The 24,050-nt window shown below is 33.2% G+C and carries 22 protein-coding genes and 2 pseudogenes; 9 read left to right on the top strand and 15 right to left on the bottom strand.

The genetic code is table 11. The annotated features are described in order from the left end of the window. Position 1: 1 nt before the first annotated feature. The 6 genes and pseudogenes from ACZZZT_RS05165 to ACZZZT_RS05140 all read right to left on the bottom strand — a co-directional run bounded on the left by ACZZZT_RS05165 (position 2) and on the right by ACZZZT_RS05140 (position 5,530). Positions 2–190 (bottom strand): hypothetical protein, encoded by a 189-nt coding sequence (locus tag ACZZZT_RS05165; protein WP_463459636.1) that lies wholly within the window; start codon positions 188–190, stop codon positions 2–4. 160 nt (positions 191–350) lie between these two features. Continuing rightward, positions 351–617 (bottom strand): hypothetical protein, encoded by a 267-nt coding sequence (locus ACZZZT_RS05160; RefSeq protein WP_302093731.1) that lies wholly within the window; start codon positions 615–617, stop codon positions 351–353. A 3-nt stretch (positions 618–620) separates the two neighbouring features. After that, on the bottom strand, positions 621–845 hold the full coding sequence (locus tag ACZZZT_RS05155; RefSeq protein ID WP_463459635.1) for a hypothetical protein: 225 nt from the start codon (positions 843–845) through the stop codon (positions 621–623). Between the two features lie 147 nt (positions 846–992). Beyond that, entirely contained in the window at positions 993–3,383 is a 2,391-nt protein-coding gene (locus tag ACZZZT_RS05150) for a ribonucleoside-diphosphate reductase subunit alpha (RefSeq protein ID WP_463459634.1), read from the bottom strand. Between the two features lie 265 nt (positions 3,384–3,648). Continuing rightward, positions 3,649–4,625, bottom strand: a pseudogene (locus ACZZZT_RS05145) (ribonucleotide-diphosphate reductase subunit beta). 335 nt (positions 4,626–4,960) lie between these two features. Further along, the gene (locus ACZZZT_RS05140) at positions 4,961–5,530 is read right to left on the bottom strand and encodes a DUF3109 family protein (protein ID WP_042563658.1); all 570 of its coding nucleotides are present in this window, start codon (positions 5,528–5,530) and stop codon (positions 4,961–4,963) included. Positions 5,531–5,992: 462 nt separating this feature from the next. Here ACZZZT_RS05140 and ACZZZT_RS05135 point away from each other — a divergent pair, with 462 nt between their 5' ends. The 3 genes from ACZZZT_RS05135 to ACZZZT_RS05125 all read left to right on the top strand — a co-directional run bounded on the left by ACZZZT_RS05135 (position 5,993) and on the right by ACZZZT_RS05125 (position 7,485). Next, the gene (locus ACZZZT_RS05135) at positions 5,993–6,571 is read left to right on the top strand and encodes a MarC family protein (protein ID WP_042563657.1); all 579 of its coding nucleotides are present in this window, start codon (positions 5,993–5,995) and stop codon (positions 6,569–6,571) included. 106 nt (positions 6,572–6,677) lie between these two features. Further along, entirely contained in the window at positions 6,678–6,878 is a 201-nt protein-coding gene (locus tag ACZZZT_RS05130; protein ID WP_042563701.1) for a hypothetical protein, read from the top strand. A gap of 1 nt (position 6,879) precedes the next feature. Next, positions 6,880–7,485: an FAD-dependent oxidoreductase gene (locus tag ACZZZT_RS05125; protein ID WP_463459633.1), complete on the top strand. Its 606-nt coding sequence runs from the start codon at positions 6,880–6,882 to the stop codon at positions 7,483–7,485. 193 nt (positions 7,486–7,678) lie between these two features. On the opposite strand, the gene ACZZZT_RS05120 is transcribed toward ACZZZT_RS05125, so the two are convergent. From ACZZZT_RS05120 to ACZZZT_RS05100, 5 genes are all read right to left on the bottom strand, one after another. Further along, positions 7,679–7,993 carry a hypothetical protein gene (locus ACZZZT_RS05120; protein WP_042563655.1) on the bottom strand — a complete coding sequence of 105 codons (315 nt, stop codon included), beginning with the start codon at positions 7,991–7,993 and terminating at the stop codon, positions 7,679–7,681. 161 nt (positions 7,994–8,154) lie between these two features. Then, entirely contained in the window at positions 8,155–8,520 is a 366-nt protein-coding gene (locus tag ACZZZT_RS05115) for a nuclear transport factor 2 family protein (RefSeq protein ID WP_463459632.1), read from the bottom strand. Positions 8,521–8,536: 16 nt separating this feature from the next. Further along, entirely contained in the window at positions 8,537–10,117 is a 1,581-nt protein-coding gene (locus ACZZZT_RS05110) for a S41 family peptidase (protein WP_463459631.1), read from the bottom strand. Beyond that, complete coding sequence (locus ACZZZT_RS05105; RefSeq protein WP_042563652.1) at positions 10,118–10,546, bottom strand: deoxycytidylate deaminase; 429 nt, start codon at positions 10,544–10,546, stop codon at positions 10,118–10,120. A 6-nt stretch (positions 10,547–10,552) separates the two neighbouring features. Beyond that, positions 10,553–11,146 carry a HupE/UreJ family protein gene (locus tag ACZZZT_RS05100; RefSeq protein WP_463459630.1) on the bottom strand — a complete coding sequence of 198 codons (594 nt, stop codon included), beginning with the start codon at positions 11,144–11,146 and terminating at the stop codon, positions 10,553–10,555. Between the two features lie 172 nt (positions 11,147–11,318). On the opposite strand from ACZZZT_RS05100, the gene ACZZZT_RS05095 reads away from it, so the two are divergent. Next, positions 11,319–11,750 (top strand): tellurite resistance TerB family protein, encoded by a 432-nt coding sequence (locus ACZZZT_RS05095; protein ID WP_042563650.1) that lies wholly within the window; start codon positions 11,319–11,321, stop codon positions 11,748–11,750. 127 nt (positions 11,751–11,877) lie between these two features. On the opposite strand, the pseudogene fbp reads toward ACZZZT_RS05095, so the two are convergent. After that, positions 11,878–12,884: pseudogene (gene fbp / locus ACZZZT_RS05090) on the bottom strand (class 1 fructose-bisphosphatase). Positions 12,885–13,054: 170 nt separating this feature from the next. Here fbp and ACZZZT_RS05085 point away from each other — a divergent pair. Then, positions 13,055–13,543 carry an N-acetyltransferase family protein gene (locus ACZZZT_RS05085; protein WP_463459629.1) on the top strand — a complete coding sequence of 163 codons (489 nt, stop codon included), beginning with the start codon at positions 13,055–13,057 and terminating at the stop codon, positions 13,541–13,543. 131 nt (positions 13,544–13,674) lie between these two features. Next, positions 13,675–14,934, top strand: a complete 1,260-nt coding sequence (locus tag ACZZZT_RS05080) for an aspartate kinase (protein WP_463459628.1) — start codon at positions 13,675–13,677, stop codon at positions 14,932–14,934. A 68-nt stretch (positions 14,935–15,002) separates the two neighbouring features. Here the strand turns inward: ACZZZT_RS05080 and ACZZZT_RS05075 are convergent, their stop codons facing one another. The 3 genes from ACZZZT_RS05075 to ACZZZT_RS05065 form a co-directional block, all read right to left on the bottom strand. After that, on the bottom strand, positions 15,003–17,180 hold the full coding sequence (locus ACZZZT_RS05075) for a TonB-dependent receptor domain-containing protein (RefSeq protein ID WP_463459627.1): 2,178 nt from the start codon (positions 17,178–17,180) through the stop codon (positions 15,003–15,005). Between the two features lie 115 nt (positions 17,181–17,295). Then, entirely contained in the window at positions 17,296–18,225 is a 930-nt protein-coding gene (locus tag ACZZZT_RS05070) for a helix-turn-helix domain-containing protein (RefSeq protein WP_463459626.1), read from the bottom strand. Positions 18,226–18,353: 128 nt separating this feature from the next. Next, positions 18,354–19,415 (bottom strand): helix-turn-helix domain-containing protein, encoded by a 1,062-nt coding sequence (locus ACZZZT_RS05065; protein ID WP_463459625.1) that lies wholly within the window; start codon positions 19,413–19,415, stop codon positions 18,354–18,356. A 176-nt stretch (positions 19,416–19,591) separates the two neighbouring features. Between ACZZZT_RS05065 and ACZZZT_RS05060 the strand changes: the two genes are divergently transcribed. From ACZZZT_RS05060 to ACZZZT_RS05050, 3 genes are all read left to right on the top strand, one after another. Further along, positions 19,592–19,819 carry a hypothetical protein gene (locus tag ACZZZT_RS05060; protein WP_302093748.1) on the top strand — a complete coding sequence of 76 codons (228 nt, stop codon included), beginning with the start codon at positions 19,592–19,594 and terminating at the stop codon, positions 19,817–19,819. Between the two features lie 101 nt (positions 19,820–19,920). Continuing rightward, a complete protein-coding gene (locus tag ACZZZT_RS05055) occupies positions 19,921–23,355 on the top strand; it encodes a hypothetical protein (protein ID WP_463459624.1) in 3,435 nt (1,144 codons plus the stop codon). A gap of 63 nt (positions 23,356–23,418) precedes the next feature. Beyond that, positions 23,419–23,970, top strand: a complete 552-nt coding sequence (locus tag ACZZZT_RS05050) for a hypothetical protein (protein ID WP_463459623.1) — start codon at positions 23,419–23,421, stop codon at positions 23,968–23,970. The last annotated feature ends 80 nt before the right edge of the window (positions 23,971–24,050 follow it).

The following is a 24,050-nucleotide window of genomic DNA, read 5'->3' as shown; positions in this document are numbered from 1 at the left end:
TCTAATTATCTCGCTTCTTTTTTTGCTCTTCAATTGTTTTGGGATCATCTTGCAAAAAAGCAGGAAGTTCTTTGTCAAACTTTGATTCATAAGAACGCTTTAGGAATTTTTCTAATCCTAGTTTTTCAATTTCATTGGCTTGCTCGCCGGAAAAACCCAATCGTAACGACCAAAGATTACTTTTTTTCATAATTCGGGGATTATTGCAATATGACTTAATTTTTCTATAAAGGTTTAAAATAGAAGGCGCTAAGTTTCTTAATTATTAAGAAACCTAGTTTTTGAAAAAGGTCTTTGGTAATAATTACAACGAAGATTTTTTGGGGATATTGTTATTTAGAACTAGAAATCTACACAAGAAATTCATCGACAAAGTCTTTTCTTTCATCAATGTATAAAAAGTAATGACCAATGTTCTTTTGATAATCCTGATCTATAAGTTCTAATTTAATTTCAACACAAGGAGTTGTAATAAATTGATGATCAATCAATATGGAAATCGATTTTGGAGTAATTAAACATTCTTTCCGATGTTTTTTATCAATATTATTATAATACTCAATTGCTAGATTATAAAATTCTTCTTTGTTTTCAATAATCTCTTTCTGTAGATCCATTTGCTATTCTAAAAATTTACAATTTACTCCAAGTTTTTCTGCTTGTTCGAAAAACTCGCGCGCAATAATTTTGTCTTTAATTTCCAAAACTATAATCTGATCTTCTAAAAGCATGTCAGTATTTGTTTTAGAATCAATTAAAGACATACCAAGTTTTTTGTTTTGCAATCTAGTAAGAGACACTTTCAGCAATCCTTCTCTCCAACTTTCTAATATTACTTTTGCCATAAACATCTTCTTTTGATTATTTCCGAATCCTTGATTAAAGTGGGAATAGATATAAAAAAAGCAGCTATCATTACAATAACTGCTTTCTATTATTTAAGAGAATAAAATCTTTCCTCTTTATTCTATCTTCTTTCTTCTTAAAAAAAATTAAGACCCACACATTTCACAATCCTCAGGATCTGCGGCTTGAGCTTTCAAAAGCATTGCTTTATAATCTTCAACGTTGATTTCTTCTGTTTCTGCAACAAGAGTTGGAACTTCTTCTTTTTTATCGTTGTTTAATGTGAATTTAATCGCATCAACAGCAGATTTCGTTCTCAAGTAATACATTCCAGTTTTTAAACCTGATTGCCAAGCGTAAAAGTGCATTGACGTAAGTTTAGAATAGTTTGCATCTTGCATGAACAAGTTTAACGATTGAGATTGGTCAATAAAATACCCTCTTTGACGAGACATATCGATAATATCTTTCATCGACATTTCCCAAACAGTTTTATAAAGTTCTTTAAGGTCTTGCGGGATAATATCAATATTTTGAACAGATCCGTTATGACGCATGATTTCTTGTTTCAATGTCTCGTTCCACAAACCTAATTTTACTAAATCTTCCAGCAAATGTTTGTTTACTACAATAAATTCTCCAGACAATACACGACGTGTGTAAATGTTTGATGTATATGGTTCGAAAGCTTCATTATTTCCTAAAATTTGTGAAGTTGAAGCTGTTGGCATTGGTGCAACCAATAATGAGTTACGAACTCCATGCTCCATTACTTCTTTTCTTAATGAAGCCCAATCCCAACGACCAGATAATTCTTCATCTTTCATTCCCCACATATTGTATTGGAATTCTCCTTTAGACATTGGAGATCCTTCAAATGTAGAATATGGTCCTTCTTCTTTAGCCATTTCCATAGAAGCGGTTACGGCTGCAAAATATAATGTTTCGAAAATTTCCTGATTCAAAGCTTTAGCTTCGTCACTTGTAAACGGCATACGCAACATGATAAAAGCATCTGCTAAACCTTGTACGCCCAATCCAACAGGACGGTGACGCATGTTTGAGTTTTCAGCTTCTTTTACTGGATAGTAGTTTCTGTCGATTACTTTGTTCAGGTTACGGGTTACACGTTTTGTAACGTTGTAAAGCGCTTCGTGATCAAATTTTCCGTTATCGATAAACATTGGCAACGAAATAGAAGCCAAGTTACAAACCGCGATTTCATCTTTAGAGGTGTACTCCATAATCTCTGTACACAAGTTTGATGAACGAATTGTTCCTAAATTCTTGTGGTTCGATTTACGGTTTGCCGCATCTTTATACAACATATAAGGCGTTCCTGTTTCGATTTGAGATTCAAGGATTTTCTCCCATAATTCACGTGCACGAATGGTTTTTCTACCTTTTCCTCTAAATTCATAATCCAAATACATGGCTTCGAATTCTTCTCCGTAAACATCATATAATCCAGGGCATTCGTTCGGGCACATTAAAGTCCATGATGCATCTTCCTGTACACGTTTCATAAACAAATCTGATGTCCACATGGCGAAGAATAAATCTCTTGCACGCATTTCTTCTTTTCCTGTATTTTTCTTTAAATCCAAAAATTCGAAGATATCAGCATGCCATGTTTCGATGTAAATCGCAAAACTTCCTTTACGTTTTCCACCACCCTGATCTACGTAACGAGCCGTATCGTTGAAAACTCTCAACATTGGCACAATCCCGTTTGATGTTCCGTTTGTACCACGAATGTAAGATCCCGTCGCACGAACGTTATGAATAGAAAGACCAATTCCTCCCGCTGATTGCGAGATTTTAGCCGTTTGTTTTAAGGTATCGTAAATACCATCAATACTATCATCCTGCATTGCCAAAAGGAAACAAGAAGACATTTGTGGTTTTGGAGTTCCAGCATTAAACAACGTTGGCGTTGCATGCGTGAAAAACTTTTTAGACATTAAATCGTAAGTTTCAATTACCGATTTTAAATCATCTAAGTGAATACCCACAGAAACACGCATCAACATATGTTGCGGTCTTTCAACGATTTTTCCGTTGATTTTTAACAAATACGAACGCTCTAAAGTTTTAAATCCGAAGTAATCGTAATTGAAATCTCTTGTATAAATGATATGAGAATCAAGGAAAGCAGAGTTTTCCTGAATCACTTTAAATACTTCATCCGAAAGTAGCGGTGCTTCCTGACCATTTCTTGGATTTACGTAGTTGTACATATCCTTCATCGTTTCTGAAAACGACTTTTTTGTATTCGAATGTAGGTTTGAAATCGCCACACGAGCTGCCAATTGTGCATAATCAGGATGCGCAATAGTCATAGATGCCGCCGTTTCTGCTGCAAGATTATCAAGTTCAGATGTAGAAACTCCGTCATACAATCCTTCGATAACTCTCATGGCTACCTTAACAGGATCTACAAGCTCATTTAGCCCGTAACACAATTTTTTAATTCTTTCTGTAATCTTATCAAACATTACGGGCTCTTTGTGGCCATCTCTTTTTACTACATACATAAGCTTACTTTTTTTAGTTTATTGAAAAAATGAAAGTCACTAGAAAACGAATTCCGGGACTTAAACATTGTGTGTTTTTAAATTATTTTTTGAGAATTACGGCATTCTCAATAGCCACCCTATTCCAATCTGAAATCAGACCGAAAATGCGTTGAAAATTATTGAATCTTCGATTTGGGAAAAGAGATTCTAAAAATGTTTTGTTATAAAATTTTAATCGTAATCAGTGTTTATTTGGGGAAAACACTAAAATATTTTTTGTTGTCTAAAAATCTGCATCGAATGAAATTTTCTGAGCATCACTATCTGTGTTCATCACACCAGATTTTTGATATTCTGCAACACGTTTTTCAAAGAAATTAGTTTTTCCCTGAAGAGAAATCATATCCATGAAATCAAACGGATTTGCTGATCCATAAACACGTTCGCAACCTAATTCTACTAAAAGCCTGTCAGCAACAAACTCTAGATATTGTGTCATTAAAGCTGCATTCATACCAATTAAACTCACCGGAAGAGATTCTGTAACGAACTCTCTTTCAATATCTAAAGCATCAACAATAATTTCTTTAATTCTGTCTTTTGGTACTTTATTAATCAAATGATGATTATGAAGGTGAACTGCAAAATCACAATGTACGCCTTCGTCACGAGAAATCAACTCGTTAGAAAAAGTTAAGCCTGGCATTAAACCACGTTTTTTCAACCAGTAAATAGAACAAAAAGCTCCCGAAAAGAAAATACCTTCAACTGCTGCAAAAGCAATTAGTCTTTCAGCAAACGAATCAGATTCAATCCACTTTAAAGCCCAGTCTGCTTTTTTCTGATAGCCGGAAAAACTTCCAAAGCATTAAATAATTCTGCTTTTTCTGCTTCATCTTTCACGTAAGTGTCAATCAATAAAGAATAAGTTTCACTGTGAATATTTTCCATCATGATTTGAAATCCGTAGAAAAACTTCGCTTCAGCATATTGCACTTCGTTTACAAAGTTCTCAGCAAGATTTTCATTTACAATTCCATCAGATGCGGCAAAAAACGCAAGAATGTGTTTAATGAAATATCTTTCTTCATCATTTAACTTATTATTCCAGTCAGTAAGATCCTGATGCAAATCGATTTCCTCTGCAGTCCAAAAACTAGCTTCCATTTTCTTATACCATTCCCAAATATCATGATGCTTGATAGGAAAAATAACGAAACGGTTCTTGTTTTCTTGTAAAATTGGTTCGACTTGCGACATGGCTTTTATGTTTAATTTTTTTACTGATTTTTTGCTTTTTCAGAGTAGTACAAAGATTGTCATTTATCGCTAAAAATGAAAGCCAAACTTATTCACAATTTGGCGTAGTTTTTAACAACGGCAAAAAAGTAGTCTATTTTTCAGACAATATTTAAATTATTGAAAATGAGTATATTAAAATCACCTATTTAACCTTAAGTGCCGTAAAATATAGACTTTTTACAATAAAAAGCAAGAAAATTTTAATTGTTTTTAAAAGTTTTTTTAGAGTTAAAACTTTAATTCATTGAGTTAAAAAATACTACATGAAAAGCGTATTTTTTACAGTTATTTTTTTAAGAATTTTTAAGTTCCTGAGCTACTTTTTCAAGCTCCATATACCAATCTTCACCAAAGCGACGAATCAGGGCTTCTTTTACAAACTTATAAACCGGAACTTCTAATTCTTTACCTAAAGAACAGGCATCATCGCAAATATCCCATTTGTCATAATTAACCGCAGCAAATTCTGTGAAGTCTTTTACACGAATTGGATACAAATGACAAGAAACTGGTTTTTTCCAGTCAACTATTCCCTGGTTGTACGCTTGCTCGATTCCGCATAGTGCAGTTTTTCCATCGAAAATTACGTAAGCACAATCTTTTTCATCTATTAACGGAGTTTCAAGATCTCCGTCGGTTCCTTTTACCCAGGTTCCTTGCGCTTCGATTGCAGCAATTCCTTCTTTTCTTAAAAAAGGTTTTACTTTAGGATAAATCTCTTCCATTATTTTGGTTTCAGCTTCGCTCAAAGGCGCGCCGGCATCTCCGTCAACACAGCAAGCTCCTTTACAAGCTGACAAGTTGCACACAAATTCTTTTTCAAGAATATCCTCTGAAATAATGGTTTTACCTAATTGAAACATGATATTGAAATACTGAAATTTATAAAGTGCAAAGATAGGCAAAGAAAGCAGATGATGTGAGATTAAATTTTACAGTACAAATTAGCGGAATTTTACCACAGAGATACACAAAGTTATTCGCAAAGATTCGCAGACTTTTACTTTTTGGCTGTTTTTTATTAAGTTCACAAAGCTTCGAAATTTAACTTTCGCAAAGCTTAATAAAAACTTTGTGTAACTCTGTGAAAAACTTTGTGCATCTCTGCGGTAAAACTCACAAGATTTATAAGCTCTAAAAATTAAACTTTGTGAAACTCTGTGAAAATCTTTGTGAATCTCTGTGGCAAAGCTACTAATTGTTATAAATATCACTTTTTTAATCAACAAAACGTGTTTTTATAACAAAAATACATCATATCGAAAAAACACCTACCTTTATTATCTACCTTTGCAAAAATTTTAAACGCTTAAAATCAAAGTAATATGTTAGAAATCGACTTTAAAGAAATAATTACTGTTGGGATGGTACTTTTTGCTGTAATTGACATTGTGGGTTCTATTCCGATTATTGTAAATTTAAGAGCAAAGGTTGGTCATATCGAATCTGAGAAAGCTACTATCGTTGCAGGAACAATTATGATAGTTTTTCTTTTTGTTGGAGAAGGCTTTCTTAACCTAATAGGTATCGATGTTCATTCGTTTGCCGTTGCAGGTTCTTTTGTCTTATTTTTTCTTGCTTTAGAAATGATTTTAGGACTTAGAATTTTTCGCGATGAAGAACCCGGATCTGCCTCTATCGTTCCTTTGGCTTTTCCGTTAATTGCCGGAGCCGGAACAATGACTACTTTATTATCACTTAGGTCACAGTTTCATACCATAAATATTGTCATAGCGATTTTACTAAATATCATCCTTGTTTATATAGTTTTAAAATCTTCTAAAAAAATCGAAGATTTATTAGGAGAAAACGGACTTGGCGTGGTTCGCAAGACATTTGGAGTGATACTTTTAGCGATTGCTGTTAAATTATTCGCTGCTAATGTTAAAGGTTTGTTTGTCTAACGTTTATTTTTATAAATTTACCCCCATTAAAATTTCTAAATAGAACTTTAAGACAATTTTACGTCAAAAGGCTTTACTTATTATTTTAGACAAACAAAATAGCCATATGAAAATTTTCACTTCCATATTAGTACTTTTAGCTTTAGCTTTAATCGTTTTTAACATTACATTGTTAGACTTTAAAAATCCTTTCCAAGGAGATAGTGCCGTTGCTTTTATTGGAATAGCCGCTTCTTTTTGTGCCGTTTTGATTCTTTTGATTTTTAGAATTTCAAAAAGAATTGAAGAAAAAATGAACGGTAGATAATATGTTTGATGTTTTAATTATCGGCGGAGGCGTTTCTGGCATGTCCTGTGCTCTCGTATTGGGGTCTGCCAAAAACAAAGCTTTTGTTACCGATAAAAAAATCGGGATTTTTACACATCAAAAAAATTCTTCTTTACAGGAAGCAATTTTCTACAATGCTTACGGAATTACACCAGGTAAATTAGGATCTGATTTACTTATTGAAAGCACACAGGATTTGGCTCTGACTTATCCTCATATTACTCAGATTGCAAATGAAAAAGTAATTAAAGTTGAGGGATCTTTTCCTGAGTTCACTATAATTACGAATAAAAACTCATACAAAACTAAAAATATCGTAATCGGAATTGGTTCTGCCAATACTTTTGATATTGAAGGTTTAATGCAATATGTAGAACCTCACAAAAAAGCATTACCCGAAAAACAACGTATTCAGCTAAAAAACGACGATCATAAAGTCGCTGATGGCCTTTATGTTATTGGAACTCTTGCAGGCTGGAGAAGCCAACTGGCTATTGCCGCAGGAAGTGGTGCCGCTGTTGCAACCGATATTCTGACTTTCTGGAATAACGGTATACAAACTCACGCCCACGATAGCATTCGATAAAATTTCAAACCATAAGTTTTTATATTTACCATTAAGATATTAAGTTTATTAAGCTCTAGTAATCAATTATTATTGGCAAAACATATATTTCATTAAAAAATTAAACCACATAAGTTATATAAGTTCATATAAAATGCTTTGCGCATAGATTATATGAACTTAACTTATATGGTTTAAAAATAAATTTATGTTGTTATTTCACTGAAACAATCTCCTGTACTTTCATGTGTTTTTCGTCGTCTGTTTTCCAGATTTCTCCTTTTAGTGAAACCTGATCTCCAATTTTAACTTGTTTGTAGTTTTGAGGCCCGCCAACGTTTACAATGCTGATTGTTGCAAAATAAACTTCTTTTGTATCAGTTATAACTTTTGCTGTGTAACCATCTTTTCCTGATTCTACCGATTCTACTTTTCCTGAGATGGCCTTATTGGTATCTTTCATAGCTGTACAAGAAATTACAAAAGCCATTAAAATTACTAATGCACTTATTCTTTTTAGATTTTTCATATTTGTATTGTGTGTATTAAAATTTAACCGCAAAGCTCGCAAAGTTTTACGAATCCCGAAGCTTTGGGACGCAAATTTTTTAAATTATTTATCTGGTAAAGTTCGCTAAGACTGCGACTTTAAATATTATATTATACTTTAAAAAATTATTATTATTTGAATTATTGCAAAACGACACAGCTTCCGGCAATTACCTGAAGATCTTCATTAAACTGTTTCCAAACTCTGATATAACGGTAAGCACCACCTAACGGATTACCATCATAAGTCCCCCTTAATGAAACGGTTACCGCAACAACTGCAACATCATCTATAATATTAATAAGTTGGTCTGAAGCTTCCAGCGTTTCGACCTTCATTTTACCCAAGCGATAAGATTCCAAATCAAATTCTTTGGTAATGGTATTTCCGTCAGGCAAATTGAATAACAAATCGTCATGAAGCATTCTTTCTAAAACTGGAACATCTGCTTTTTTGATTGCCGTTAAAAGTTCGATTTCTGCATTAACAACTTCTTCTGTTTTCATATCAAAAAAAATTAAATTATTTTTTCTTCGGATTTAAAACTGTTTTAATCATTGCATCTTCTTTCAAAATCACATCATAATAATACAGTTCTCCGTATAATTGTCGGGCGAATTCTGCTGTAATGTAGCGATTTACCAATGCTTTTGTTTTATCTAATTTTAAATCTAAACCAGTCATTAAAATATAGTTTTGAAACTTTTTGAAATAGGTATCAGAACCTTTCATTTTGTTTAGGAACTCATTAAAATGAAGTCCTGCAAATGCATTTCTGTTTTTATCTAATTCTTCAAAAACAAAATGCCCTACTATTCCCGTTTGCAATAAATAAGCGACATTTTCATTTCCGTGTTCAGCTTCCATCGGTACAAAAACATCCGGAACGATTCCGCCGCCGCCGTAAACAATTTTACCTTTTGGTGTTTTAAACCTTAAGGAATCGGCTACTTTTATACTGTCTTTTGCATAAAGTTCTCCAGATTTTATACGATCTTCAGATTCCTTATAATATTCTTCGTTTCCTTTTTTATAAGGTTTTTGAATCGATCTTCCGGTTGGCGTGTAATATCTTGCCACGGTTAATCGAACTGCAGATCCGTCGTTGAAATCCATTTCACGTTGTACCAATCCTTTCCCGAAAGAACGTCGTCCAACAATAGTTCCGCGATCATTATCCTGAATCGCGCCGGCTAAAATTTCACTTGCCGAGGCACTATTTTCATTAATTAAAATATATACTTTTCCAGTTTCGAAACTGCCGGCTTGTGTAGCATATGTGTTTTCGGTTGTTCCGTTTTTGTTTTTGGTAAAAACAATCATTTGTTTATCTTTCAAAAACTCATCGGCAATAGCCACGGCTTCTTCCATATAACCGCCTCCATTATCGCGAAGATCAATTACGAGTGACTGAATCCCGTTTTGCTTTAATCTTGTTAATCCGGTTTTGAATTCTTTATAAGTAGTTTCGGCAAAACGATTGATTTTAATATAACCTGTTTTATTATCCAATAATAAGGAAGCGTCGACACTTTTGAGCGGAATAATATCCCTCTTAATTTTAAACTTGAGTTTCTTTTTTTCCGATTTTCTAAAAACGGTCAATTCAATCTCAGAACCTTTTATGCCTTTCAATTTCGAAAACAAACTGTCAGAAGGTAATTTTCGTCCAAATAATTTCGTTTTTCCGGCAAATAAAATTCGGTCTCCAGATTTTAGTCCGGCTTTCGCCGAAGGTCCATTTTCAACCGGCCTGATAATCGCTACAGAATCCCGGTACATATAAAAATTGATTCCTATTCCCACAAAGTCGCCTTTCATACTTTCGGCAACTTCTGCCTGTTCGCTTGGCGGAATGTAAACAGAATGCGGATCTAATTTTGATAAAATATTATCTACGGTAAGATTCACAATAGAGTCTGTGTTCACTTTATCAACATATTCATTATTGATAAAATCAATCAGTTTATTCAGCTTGGTTTTTGAACTGGTTTTAGCCAAAAGCTGGTCATCGGCAGGAGCACTGGTCATGCTTCCGACAATTGTACCAAGAGCGAAAGTAGCTCCTATAACGATGGGTAAGTATGTTGGATTAAATTTCATTTATTCTTCTAAAACAGGAATATGTTCAACTTCGATACCTGCTTTTATTAAAAACTGAATTCCTGAATCGTCACGATAACCATCCTGATAAACGACTCTTTTTATCCCTGACTGATGTATTAATTTACTGCATTCTTTGCAGGGCGAAAGTGTAATATACAATGTCGCTCCTTCGCAGGATTGTGTCGATCGTGCTACTTTTAAAATTGCATTTGCTTCGGCATGCAAAACATCCCAGCGCGTTAATCCGTCTTCGTCTTCGCAGCAATTTTCAAATCCCGATGGTGTACCGTTGTAACCATCAGAGATAATCATTCGATCTTTTACGATAATCGCGCCTACTTGTTTACGCTTGCAATAAGATAGCAAACTCCATTCTTTGGCAATTCGAAGATACGCTTTATCGTATTTATTTAATTTTATTTCCATTTAATTTTATCTGTTCCAAATTGGGCTTTCTACAATCATCGGAATTACAACTCCGATAATAAAAGCCGACATTACAAGTGCCCAATCGCGTTTTGAAAAACGAAATACGGTTTGCACTATATATGATAATAACAAAACTACAAAAACAACAACTAGTTGTGCAGTTTCGATACCCAACGCAAATTCCCCTAAAGGTAGTAATTTTGATATTGCGGTACCTCCTAAAATTGTTTTAAAATAATTGGAAAATCCAAGTCCGTGAATTATTCCAAAAAACAATGTTACAAAAAATATCAAGTTCAGTCCGTCATTTTTAGTTGCTTTTCCTGCTGTAAAAAGATGGAAAAAAGCGGTTATGAGAATTGTAATAGGAATTAAAAACTCAACCAGGCTTACTTTTACGGCTATGATTCCAAAAACAGAAAGCACCAGAGCTAAGGTATGACCAACTGTGAAAACTGTAACCAAAAGTAAAATTCTTTTCCAGTCTTTAAAGGTATAAGGAACTGTTAATGCGATTAAAAAAAGAACGTGATCATAAGCGTGAATATCTAAAACGTGCTTCAATCCTATCTGAAAATAAATCCAAAATTCTGACATAGGTATAATGGTATTAATTGATTAAGGGGTGGTAAACTTACGATTTATTTTGAAAAAACTGAGAAACCCCGATATTAAATCAACGTAGAAAATAAAGTTAAATTTTATGAGAAAATTAAAATTATTAATTTAAAATAAGATTTATATTTGCGTGATATAAAACTCCATAATTATGTCATTTTCAGATTTATTCGATAGCGAATTCAAACAAAGAAATAAAGGTCACTTTTCAGCTATTGTTCGTGTAGCATTAGCAGATGGAATTGTTCATCCTGAAGAAAAAAATTTCTTGGATAAATTAGCTTCACGTTTAGAAATTTCAGAAACTGAATACGAAGAAATTCTAAACGACCCATTAAAATACCCAATCAATCCTCCTTATTTACATGTTCAGCGATTAGAGCGTTTATACGATTTAACAAGAATGGTGCATGTTGATCATCATCTTGAAGACCAACAAGAGGTAATGTTAAGAAAGTTAGGAATTGCTTTAGGTTTTACGCCAAGCAACGTAAATTATATCATTGCAAAAGCATTGTCATTAGTAGACAAAAAAGTAGATGCTGACACTTTTGTTTACGAAATGCAGCACATGCATAAATAGTATTCAGTTTACAGCCTCAGTTTACAGTTTTAAATTGAGTCCAAAACTAAGATCGAAATTAAAGTATAAACCCGACAGATTTTAAAAATCTGTCGGGTTTGCTGTAACTGAAAACTGAGACTGTAAACTATTCAGCTTCTGCCATAAATTGCTCAGCTTTTTCTACCATATTTTGACTTCCGCAGAAAAAGGAACTCTTTGATGCAATTCCGTTGGCTGGATTTCCATAATTCTTCCAAAACCGTCTGTTGCTTTTCCTCCTGCCTGTTCGGCAATAAATGCCATTGGATTACATTCATATAATAAACGTAACTTTCCTTTTGGTGCTTTTGAACTTGTTGGATAAATATAAATCCCGCCTTTGATCATATTTCGATGAAAATCAGAAACCAGACTTCCAATATATCTTGAAGTATAAGGTCTGTCATCTTCTTCACGCTGGCAATATTTAATGTAGTTTTTTACGCCCTGCGGAAAATGCACATAGTTTCCTTCGTTTACCGAATAAATATGTCCATCTTTTGGAAATTTCATATTTGGATGTGACAAATAAAACGTTCCAATTGCCGGATTCAGTGTAAAACCATTTACTCCAAAACCTGTTGTGTAAACCAACATAGTCGATGTTCCGTAAATTACATATCCTGCCGCCACCTGATTTACTCCCGGTTGTAAAAAATCCTCGCTTGTAACCGGAGTACCAATTGGTGTGATTCTTCTAAAAACCGAAAAAATAGTTCCCAGAGAAACATTGACATCAATATTTGAAGATCCGTCAAGCGGATCCATTAAGATAACGTACTTATTATTATGACAGTTGTCGCTCCCCTGAACTGTAATAAAATCGTCGTTTTCTTCTGAAGCAATACCACAGACAATCTCACGGTTTATTAACGTCTGAATAAATACTTCGTTTGCATACACATCTAATTTTTGCTGCTCTTCTCCCTGAATATTTTGTTCGCCCACGGCGCCAATAATATCCACTAACCCGGCTTTGTTAACTTTATAGTTGACGACCTTTGCCGCCAAACGTATCGAGTTGAGTATTCGGGAAAGTTCTCCCGACGAATACTGAAATGCTTTTTGGTTCTCAATAATAAACTCTCCCAGTGTTTTATTGCGTTCTTCCATTGCTATATCGTTATAGTTTTAATTTTAAGTCACAAATATCGCTTATTTTGTGAGAATGATTTAAAAATTATTTTGTTAGTTTGCTACTATTGTATATTTGCTAATTAAAGGCAAAAAGAATACAGTAAAAGCATATTTTTTGGCTTTATAAATAATTAATAATAAGAATAATGAATATTAGAAAGGGAAATCCTGAAGACATGAAAGCGGTTTTGGAACTGATACAGGAGTTGGCAATATTCGAAAAAGAGCCTGAAGCTGTTGTTATAACCGAAGAAGATTTAATACGTGACGGTTTTGGCGAAAAACCATTATTTAATGTTTTTGTAGCCGAAATTGAAAGTGAGAAACAGCAAAAAGAAATTGTTGGAATCGCATTATACTACTACCGTTACTCTACCTGGAAAGGAAAAACAATTCACCTTGAAGACTTAATTGTGAAGGAAAAAATGCGTGGTACCGGTTTGGGATCTGCACTTTATGCTGAAATTATGAAACAGGGGAAAAAAGATAATGTGAGAAGAGTTGAATGGAATGTTTTGGACTGGAATACACCGGCTGTAAATTTTTACAAGAATTCTGGCGCAAGAATTCTTGACGGATGGCAGGTTGTTCAAATGGATGAAGCGGGAATTAATTCTTTCTTAGAGAAAAATTAAAAAAATATTAGCCACGAATTTCACGAATCTACACGAATTAATTTGTGCTAATTCTTGAAATTCGTGGCAACCATAAAAAAATAGCAGATTTCATTTATCTGAAATCTAAAATTAAAAATCTAAAATTAATAATGAGAGTATTTAAATTTGGTGGTGCATCGGTAAAAGATGCTGCGGGAATTAAAAACGTATACGACGTTTTACAAAAAGTGGGTTATGAAGATGTGATTTTGGTAGTTTCGGCTATGGGAAAAACCACAAATGCTCTTGAAGTTGTTATCAAGAATTATTTTGATCAATCACCAGAGTTGAATTCATCTGTACAGGAAATTAAAAATTATCACAATCAAATAGTATTAGATTTATTTGAAAATGAAAAACATGAAGTTTTTACTGCCGTAGATGCTCAGTTTACTGAACTGGAATATTTTTTGGCACATAATAAATCTCCAAATTACAATTTCGTTTATGACCAGATTGTGAGTTTTGGAGAATTGATTTCGACTACAATTTTAAGTCATTTCATGAATTTTATGGGTATCCAGACAAATTGGCTTGACGTTCGTAATTTCATCAAAACAAATGCAAACTATAGAGATGCCGAAGTAGACTGGGAAGCAACAGAAGAGCTTATCAGCAAAAATGTGCCAAGAAAAACTTTAAATATTACACAAGGATTTTTAGGTGCCGATGAAAACAACTTCACTACAACTCTTGGTCGTGAAGGTTCTGATTACACTGCCGGAATTTTTGCTTATTGCCTTGGAGCCGAAAGCGTAACAATTTGGAAAGACGTTCCCGGAGTTATGAATGCAGATCCACGTTATTTTGAAAATGCGAGTTTGTTAAACCAAATTTCGTATCGTGAAGCAATCGAATTGGCTTTTTACGGAGCGACGGTTATTCACCCAAAAACATTACAGCCTTTACAGAAAAAAGAGATTCCATTATATGTAAAATCTTTCATCAACCCATTATTAAAAGGAACTTGTGTTTCTAAAGGCGTTGATCTTGAACCGCAATATCCTTGTTTTATTGTAAAAAGAGAACAGCTTTTGATTTCTCTTTCATCAATAGATTTTTCTTTTATCATGGAAGAAAATATTAGCGAGATTTTTGGTTTATTCCACGAATTCAAAATCAAAGTAAACTTAATTCAGAACTCTGCGATTAGTTTTTCTGTTTGTGTAGAAGATAAATTTGGAAATTTTAATGATTTGAATGCCATTCTTTCGAAAAAATTCAAAGTTGATTATAGCGAAAACGTAACTTTATATACAATTCGTCACTTTACAGAAAACGCTGCACAAACTGTTGAAGAAAATAAAGCTGTTTTATTGAAACAAGTGAGTAGAGAAACAATGCAAATTGTTACTAAAGAACTTAATTAAAGAGTTTAAAAAGGTATTATTAATTCAATATATTAAAAAGGTTTCACGTTTGTGAAACCTTTTTGCTTTTACCTCGCCCTATTATTCTCCGTCTCCCCAATCTCAGATTTCTTATAATTTGTCTTTTTAGAATTCCCGAAACTATAAGTTGCGATCAATTTAAAGTAATTTGAGGTATAAGTTCTGTGATAATAAATCTCAGTTTGCCCGACTGTATAATTTCCTGAAACCATGAAATCGTGAAAAATATCATTTGCCGTGAAATTGAGTTTTAAGGCATCTTTAAAAAAGTTTCTTTCAATACCTAAGGTAACTGTCGATCTGCTATTATCACTTCGTAAACCATAACTTTTATCGCCCAAATACCAGGCAAGCAATTGAATTTTAAACCAATCCGGAATTGTAAACGTATTATTCGAATACAAATATATTTGTGGCTTTACCGGACCTAAAGCGTAGGCATATGCATTATCAACCGCTTTGGTTAAATTCATACTTACGGTATTGGTAGAAGTCCACCATTTTGAAGTAAACGATCTTGAAATTGAAGCAAAATAAGAATGCTCTTTCTCGAGATTTAAAGATCTTAAAATATAACTGTTTGGTGTATCGCCACGTAAAGCTGCGGCAGAAATAGGATCTGTTTTATAGGTATATCCCATTTTAAAATCAAACTTTTTGTACATCGCTCCAATTTCAAAAGCATGAATTTTTTCGGGCAATAAATTTGGATTTCCTTCTATTGTAGTAAACGGATCCTGATAAATAACATAAGGATTTAACGCCTGATATCTTGGTCTTGTAATTCTGGAAACATACGAAGCGTGAGCTTTTAAATCATCCGAGAAATCGAAATTTAAAAGCAGGTTCGGAAAAATATTTCCGTAACTTTTACTGAATTTTCTGTTTCCATTTGCGTTTGTAAATAATTCGTAATTTGTATACTCACCTCGTGCACCAACCGAAAAATTAAACTTTTCGCCCCAGGAATTTCCATAATTAAAATACGCTGCACCAATTTTTTCTTTATAAGAGAAATCACTTGAGAGTTCACTATCCAACTCAAAAACTTCGTCTTCCGGATTTGCAATCAAAAAATCTGTGCCCGAATTTATAGTCGCATGACTAAACTTTGCTCCTGTTTCCAGCTTTGTGTTTTTATTGTTTTTTTTAGAATAATCTACTTGTGCCATTATTATATTTATACCATTAGCAACATTATTCTTTAAATATTTTTCGGTATTAACCTCATTTTCAACACTGTTCTCGTCAATAAAGTCATGTATGGTTCCATTATAATTTGAATATTGAGTTCCTATAAATAATGATGAACCTTTAGCATCCGTGATCACATTGTAATTTAAATTGATGAACTGATTTAGTAAAACATCATTTTTAGCAATATCCGTTGCATAAAAATTAGTTCCTGTATTATCTTCAATTGAATTTCGGCTTTCAACAACTCCGCCTAAATCTTCAATGTTTCCGCTATAAGCCAGAGAAATATAATCCTTGTCAGAAAAAGCATATTGCAATCCAAAACCAAAATTGGAGTAATTATTAAACTGACGTTTCCAGTCTGTGGTTAGTTGAGATCGCATAAATTCATCAGGATTTGGTCGTGTTCTTGTTGTGTATAAAAGTTCTCTGCCTTTTCCTAATTGCAATCCATAATTGGTTATAAATGAAAATTTTCCTTTTGTATAATTAAAATCTAAAAGTGTATTAGTGCTTGTTCCAGCAAATTCTGAAACTGTAACTTGCTGGGTTGCCGTTCCCATTATTCCGTTTTCGATATTTCTTTTGGTAATAATATTGATCACCGCTTTTCCTTCGGCATCATATTTTGAAGATGGATTGGAGATTACTTCTATTTTTAAAATTTGTGAAACCGGAATCGCGGCAAAACGTTCGTAATTAATCAAAATTCCGTTCAGGTAAATAATGGCTTCGCCTTTTCCCAGAACACTAATTTGTCCTTCGGCAACGACAACGTTTGGAACTCTGCTTAATACTTCATTTACAGAACTGCTTGTGGCCAATAAGGTGTTGGCAACGTTTACATCAATATTGCCGTTTGCTCCGTACTTTATTAAGGAAGCCTGTCTTTTTACTACAACTTCGTTTAACTCATTATTTTGAGGTTCGACTTTCGGCTGAATCGTTGGTTTAGTTTGTGCATTTGCATTTGTCGAGGCAAAAACAAAACAATAAATAAGAATGAAAACTGAGATTAAAAACTTCATAAATTTTGCGATTGAGGATTTGACTTTTTGTAGTGACAAAAGTCAGCTCAAAACCGCGAAACGAGGTAATGGAAAGAGATTTCAGGAGTACGAATTTATAAATTAATACTCTGTTTTAGGCTTGAAATCTCTGAATTTGAAAGTTTAAAGGTGTTGTTCCGGTATGTTTTTTAAAGGCGGCAAAAAAGGTTGATTTCGAATTAAAACCAACATCATAGCCGATAGATTCTAATGTCAGTTTATCATTTGAAACTATGGTTTTGCAGGCCTCGTTTATTCTAAATTCATTTACAAAACTTGTAAAATTCTTGCCCAGATTATTGTTTAAAAATTGTGATAATTGATGGCTTGAAATATTTATTTCATTGGATAAATCCTGTAAACTCAAATTCGGGTTTTTGTATAAACTCTTTTCCAGCATTATTTTTTGTAATTTTTCTGCTAAAATTGATGCTTCTTTTGGATCTGGTTTTTTGTCTTTTGAGATATTCAACAGAAACAAATCGTCGGTTTTTTTTCGGTATAAAAGAATCGAAAAAGCCAGATATAAAATAAATGTAAAGGATAAACAACCTGTAACGCACGAAATAAACGGAACTCTGGCAAAGCCCAGAAAATAAAAAAGAAAAATAATTGTATTGCCAAAGAAAATCATTCCGAACCATTTTTCTGCCGGAGTCGTATTATTATAGTGTTGAATCATTTTTTGAAGCAATATTCGACTTTCAAAACCTGATATAAAAAGGTAACTAAACCATTGCAGAAAAATTAATGCTACAAAATAATCGTTCCATAAAACCGGATAATTTTGATATGGAAATAAAAATCCAATGCCAAAAATCGCAATGAACCAAATCATCAAATGATATTTCCATGTTTTAGGAATTTTATTAATAGAATAAATTCCCGCTTTTAAAAAATAATATAAAAACGGGCCAATTAACAAACAAGACGAAAGTCCGATTTGAAGATACGTTTTTGGCAACGCATTATTAAAATAAACAAAAACAGTAACTGTAATTCTTATGCTTAATGCCAGCAACATTGCTCCCAGAAAAAAATTCGTGAGGTATTTTTTTTGGTAAAAAAGAAAAAGTACGCACTCAGAATAAATCCGTTGAATGCACCCAAAGCACCAAAAAAGAATAATATTTCTTTACCAATATTCATAATCTAAGTTTGTAAAGCCTGAAGCTGATAATTTAATGGCGTTGTTCCGGTATGTTTTTTAAACGCTGCAAAAAATGTCGATTTAGAATTAAAACCTACGTCGTAACCAATCGATTCCAAAGTCAGTTTATCATTCGAAGCAATAATTGAGCAGGCTTCTTTTATTCTGAATTCGTTTATAAAACTGGTAAAGTTCTTTCCTAAATTATTATTTAAAAACTGTGATAATTGATGACTCGAAATAGTAAGTTCCTGTGATAAATCTTGTAAACTCAGGTTCGGGTTTTTGTATAAACTTTTGTCGCTCATTATCTTTTCTAATTTTTCAGATAAAATTTTGGCTTCTGCCGAATCTATTTTCCTGCCTGAATACTTTTGATTGTTCAGCAGAAATAAATCGTCGGTTTTTTTTCGGTATAAAAGAATCGAAATTATTAAATATAAGATGAAAGAAAAAACTACTGCGCCACTTATATATGTTGCTCCTGGAGCGCCCATAATTGAAAGGAAATAAAAAAGAAACAAAAGAAAATTACCCATAAAAAGCATTCCGAACCACACTTCTGCAGGATTTGTTTTTTGTCTTGGATCTATTGTTTTCTTCAGAATTGTTCGAATGGTATATCCTGAAAAAACAATATAAACGAACCATTGAAAATAAATTATTTTTATAATCGAACGTCCCCAAAGTTTTGGATAATCTTCATATGGATATAAAACGCCAACAACGACAATCAAAATTCCCCAAAATAGTAATGCAAATTTCCATGATTTTGGCATCACATTTATTTCTTCAACCGCCGATCTTAAAAAGTAATACAAACACGGCCCAATAAAAAAACAAGCCGTTAACCCAAATTGCAAATACATTTTAGGCAAAGTGGGATCAAAATATACAAATACTGATTTCCCTATTCGAATACTTAATGCAAACAATAGTGCACCCAAGAAATAATTAGTCAGGTATTTTTTCTTTGTAAAGAAGAAAAAGTAAACCCCAAGAATAATTCCGTTGAAAGCTCCCAAAGCACTAAAAAAGAATAAAAGTTCTTTACCAGTATCCATAATTGAAGTTTTATATCTGACAAAGCTAAAAAAATTGATTCCTGTCAGAATAATTTTGAAAAAGTTTATTTTTATTTTTTTTACAAAAAATAAGATTATTCCTTAATTAAAAATATTTGACTAAATTTACTTTGCACCAAAAAAAGTAAGCCTATAAATATCAATACTTTACGATTATGCGAAATAATAACGAACCTAGCGAAGAAACTAAAAATGAATGGGAAAACGATCCGGATAACTGGATATGGGGAATGTTTTATTATAATCCAAAAGACAAGAGATCTTATTTTCCAAAAAGAATAAAAGAATTTGGCTGGCATGCTAATTATGCAGATCCTAATTACATTGTTATTATCTTATTGTTAGTTGCAGTAATAGTTGTTTTTATAAAATATCCCAGATAATCAGGATTAATCCATCATAATTACTGCTAAAACTAAAATATCCTCCATATCATTTCCCAATTATAAATACTACTTTTGGCTTTTTTAGAGTTAAAGTGTTTATGTTGAAAAAATTACTGTTTTTTACGGTGCTTATTTGGTTTTCTGGTCTTCGGGCGCAGGAAACGGAATCTTCGTACCAGACAAAAAAAGTAACTGTTACACGAGACACAATTCACTTAGAAAAATTCAGCATTAATTCGAGCTTTTTCGAACTTTTAAATACTAAAAATGAACCTATTGATTCGACATTTTACAAAATCGATTTTCAAAAAGGAACTTTACTTTTAAACGAAAAATTCACTTCAGATTCAGATACTTTAGTTGTCAATTATTTAAAATATCCTGATTTTTTAACCAAAGAATATTCGCTTTACAAAGACAGCCAGGTTGTGAGTAACGATGTTGGCTCAGAGAAATTATACAAACTTGAAAATACAAACGCCAAAAAAGTTACTCCGTTTGACGGATTGAATACTTCCGGAAGTATAACGCGTGGCGTAACAATTGGAAACAATCAAAATACGGTTTTGAATTCGAATCTTGATCTTCAGATTACCGGAAAAATATCCGATAAAGTTAGTTTAAGAGCTTCGCTTCAGGATAGCAATATTCCGCTGCAGGATGGCGGATATTCTCAAAAACTGGATCAATTTGATAATATTTTCATGGAACTTTTTAGCGATGACTGGAATATTCGCGCAGGCGATGTTTTCTTAGAAAATAGAAAAACACAATTTCTTAGTTTTAATAAAAAAGTTCAGGGGCTTGCAACCAGTTTTGATTTTGGCGACGAGGATAATAAAACCAATGTTTTTGCATCGGTTGCTTTTGTAAAAGGGCAATATGCCAAAAGTACTTTTACCGGACAGGAAGGTAATCAGGGACCTTATAAATTAAAGGGACAAAATGGAGAATTGTACGTTTTGGTTATTTCGGGTTCTGAGCGTGTTTATGTAAATGGTGTTTTGCTGAAACGTGGCGAAAACAACGATTACACTATTGATTATAATGCAGGCGAAATTGTGTTTACGTCGCTTTTTACGATTACCTCTGAAATGCGTATTAGCATTGAATACCAATACTCTGAACGAAATTATAACCGACTTGTTACGTATGCCGGTGCAACCCATCAAAATAAAAGCTGGAGTTTTGGCGGTTATCTGTATTCTGAAAATGATATGAAAAATCAGCCTTTGCAGCAAAACCTTTCTCCGGAACAAGTTCAAATTTTGAGTCAGGCGGGAGATGATCAAAACCGAATGGTGGCGCCATCTGCTTACGAAGATGTTTATGCTGATAATAAAATTTTGTATAAAAAAACGATCCTTAATTCTGTAGAAGTTTATGAATATTCGAACAATGCGAGTGATGTTTTGTATAATGTAAAATTTAGCCTTGTTGGCAATAATCTTGGAAATTACATTATTCAAAACAATAACTCTGTTGAGCGTATTTACGAATATGTTGCGCCTGTAAATGGTGTTTTACAGGGAAATTACGAACCAATTGTTAAGCTTGTGGCGCCTATGAAAATTCAGGTTGCGACTTTTTTAGGAAAATATAATCCTGACGAAAAAACGTTGGCTGATTTTGAAATTGCCGTGAGCAATAATGATCAAAATTTATTTTCGAATATTGATGATGCCAACGATGATGGAATTGCTTTTAAAGCCAATATCAAAAAACGTCTTTTTACCAGAGACTGGACTTTGGATGCTTTTGCCAATTATCAATTTGTTCAGGAAGATTTTAGATCTGTAGAACGTTTGTATAATATTGAGTTTAACAGGGACTGGAATTTAAGTACAACAACACTTTTGGGAAATCAAAGTTTGCTGGTTACTGGGTTAAATTTTGATTTATTTTCGAAAAAGGAAACTACAAACATTGGTTTATTTACATATCAATTTGAAAAACTGGATTATACCGAAAGTTATTCGGGAGCACGACATACGGCAACTGCATTTTTTAAATTAAATAAATGGACAATTGAAAACCAGGGAAGTTTCCTGAATTCTGATGCCACGGCTTCTACTTCAAAATTCATTCGAAATCTTACCAAAACCAAATATCATTTCGGTAAAAACTGGGTTGGAGGAAGTGTTCAGATTGAAGATAATCAGGAAAAAGATAAAGTTACTAATGAATTTTCGGCACTGAGCCAAAGGTTTTCAGAATATGGTGTTTTTGTTGGGCGTGGAGACAGTACAAAAGTTTTTGTTGAAGTGGGATATTTGCAACGTCGCAACGATAGTTTGCAAAATGGCTTATTGCAACATGTTAACGATTCTAGAATGTATGTTTTGAAATCGAAATTGATTCAGAACAAAAAAACAGATTTAGCCGTTTATGCCAGTTATAGAACTCTGAATTTTACGGATGTTTCCCGAAAAAATGAACCTTCATTAAATTCGAGAATTCTATACAACGATCGTTTTTTTAATCAGTTTATGCAAATTGGTACGGCTTATGAAACGAGTTCGGGAACTATTGCACAACAGGAATTTACGTATGTCGAAGTTCCAACGGGTCAGGGCGTTTATACCTGGAATGATTATAATGGCAACGGAATTCAGGAACTCGAAGAGTTTGAAATTGCCCCTTTTCCAGATCAGGCCAAGTTTGTGCGTATCTTTTTACCCAATCAGGTTTATATAAAAACAAATCAAAATAAGTTTTCGCAATCTGTAACTTTAAATCCGTTGCAATGGCAAAACGAAACGGGTTTCAAAAAACTGGCTTCTTATTTTTACAATCAGACATCTTTTATTATGGATCGCAAGGTAAAAAGTGATGGCGATCGTTTAGAGCTGAATCCGTTTAGTTCGTCAGATGAAAATATGCTGGGATTAAATTCGAGTTTTAGAAACAGTTTTTATTATAACAGGGGCAAACAAAAACATTCTGTAACGTATTCTTACCTTATTAATAAAGGAAAAAACCTGCTTTCGATTGGTTCTCAAAACGTAACCAATAATTCGCATCAATTGCAATACACACATTTGCTGCAAAAAAGCTGGCTGTTTAATTTCTTTACTAAAACCATAAAAACCAATTTAGTTTCTGAAGATTTTACTGAAAAAAATTATGATCTGGATGGCTATCAAGTTGCTCCTAAAATCAGTTATTTATTCTCGAAAAACACAAGTCTGGATTTCTTTTATGAATTGCAAAACAAGGAAAATAAAATGGGGAATTTTGAAACACTGCGTCAAAATAGACTGGGAACTTCTTTTTCTTATGCCGGCGAGAAAAAGATAACAGTAAATGGCGAGTTTTCTTTTTATGAAAATAAATTTGAAGGAAATGAATTTTCATCTGTAGGTTTTCAGATGCTTGAAGGGCTTCAGGCAGGTCAAAACCTGGTTTGGAAGCTTCTTTTACAAAAAAACATTACACAGTTTTTAGATATCAACTTAAATTATCAAGGCAGAAAAAGTGAAACCGGAAAAACAATTCACACCGGAAATGTACAGCTTCGCGCTTATTTTTAACACTTTGAGAACAACATTATCATAAATTGATTATTTTTAATCGAAATTTTAATCTCTCAACTTATGAAAAAATTCTTATTAATCTGTTTTGTACTTATGCTTTCCGGCAATTTCTACGCTCAGGAAACTACAACAACTACGAAGTCTAAAACTGAAACTAAAGCAAAAAAAGCAAAGTCAGAAGCAGACAAAGCTGCTGCAGACGCTAAAAAGGAATCTGCGAAAGCCAAAAAAACAGCTGATGCAAAATCGGATGCTGACAAAGCTGCTGCCGCTGCCAAAAAGGAATCGGCGAAAGCTAAAAAAGATGCAACTAAAGCAAAATCTGATTCTGATAAAGCAACTGCAGATGCCAAAAAAGCAAAATCTGACGCTGCCAAAGCAAAAAGCGATGCCACCAAAGCAAAAGCTGAAGGCATAAAATCGGACACAAAAGCTAAAACAACGGCAACTAAAAAAACCGGTACCAAAACTGTAAAAGAAACAACTGAAAAAGCACCAAAAGTTGCAGACAAAGTGACCGGAGAATACAATGGTAAAAAAGTATATACCGGGCCTAAAGGTGGTAAATACTACATAAACTCAAACGGTAACAAAACGTATATTCAGGATTAAGAAATAATTCAATAACTAATAATCAAGAGGCTAATTTTTTTAGTCTCTTTTTTTATACATTAACTTTTATGTTAATATAT

It is taken from the genome of Flavobacterium sp. AC274 (assembly GCF_979258275.1).
This window is presented reverse-complemented; position numbering and strand designations above follow the sequence as displayed.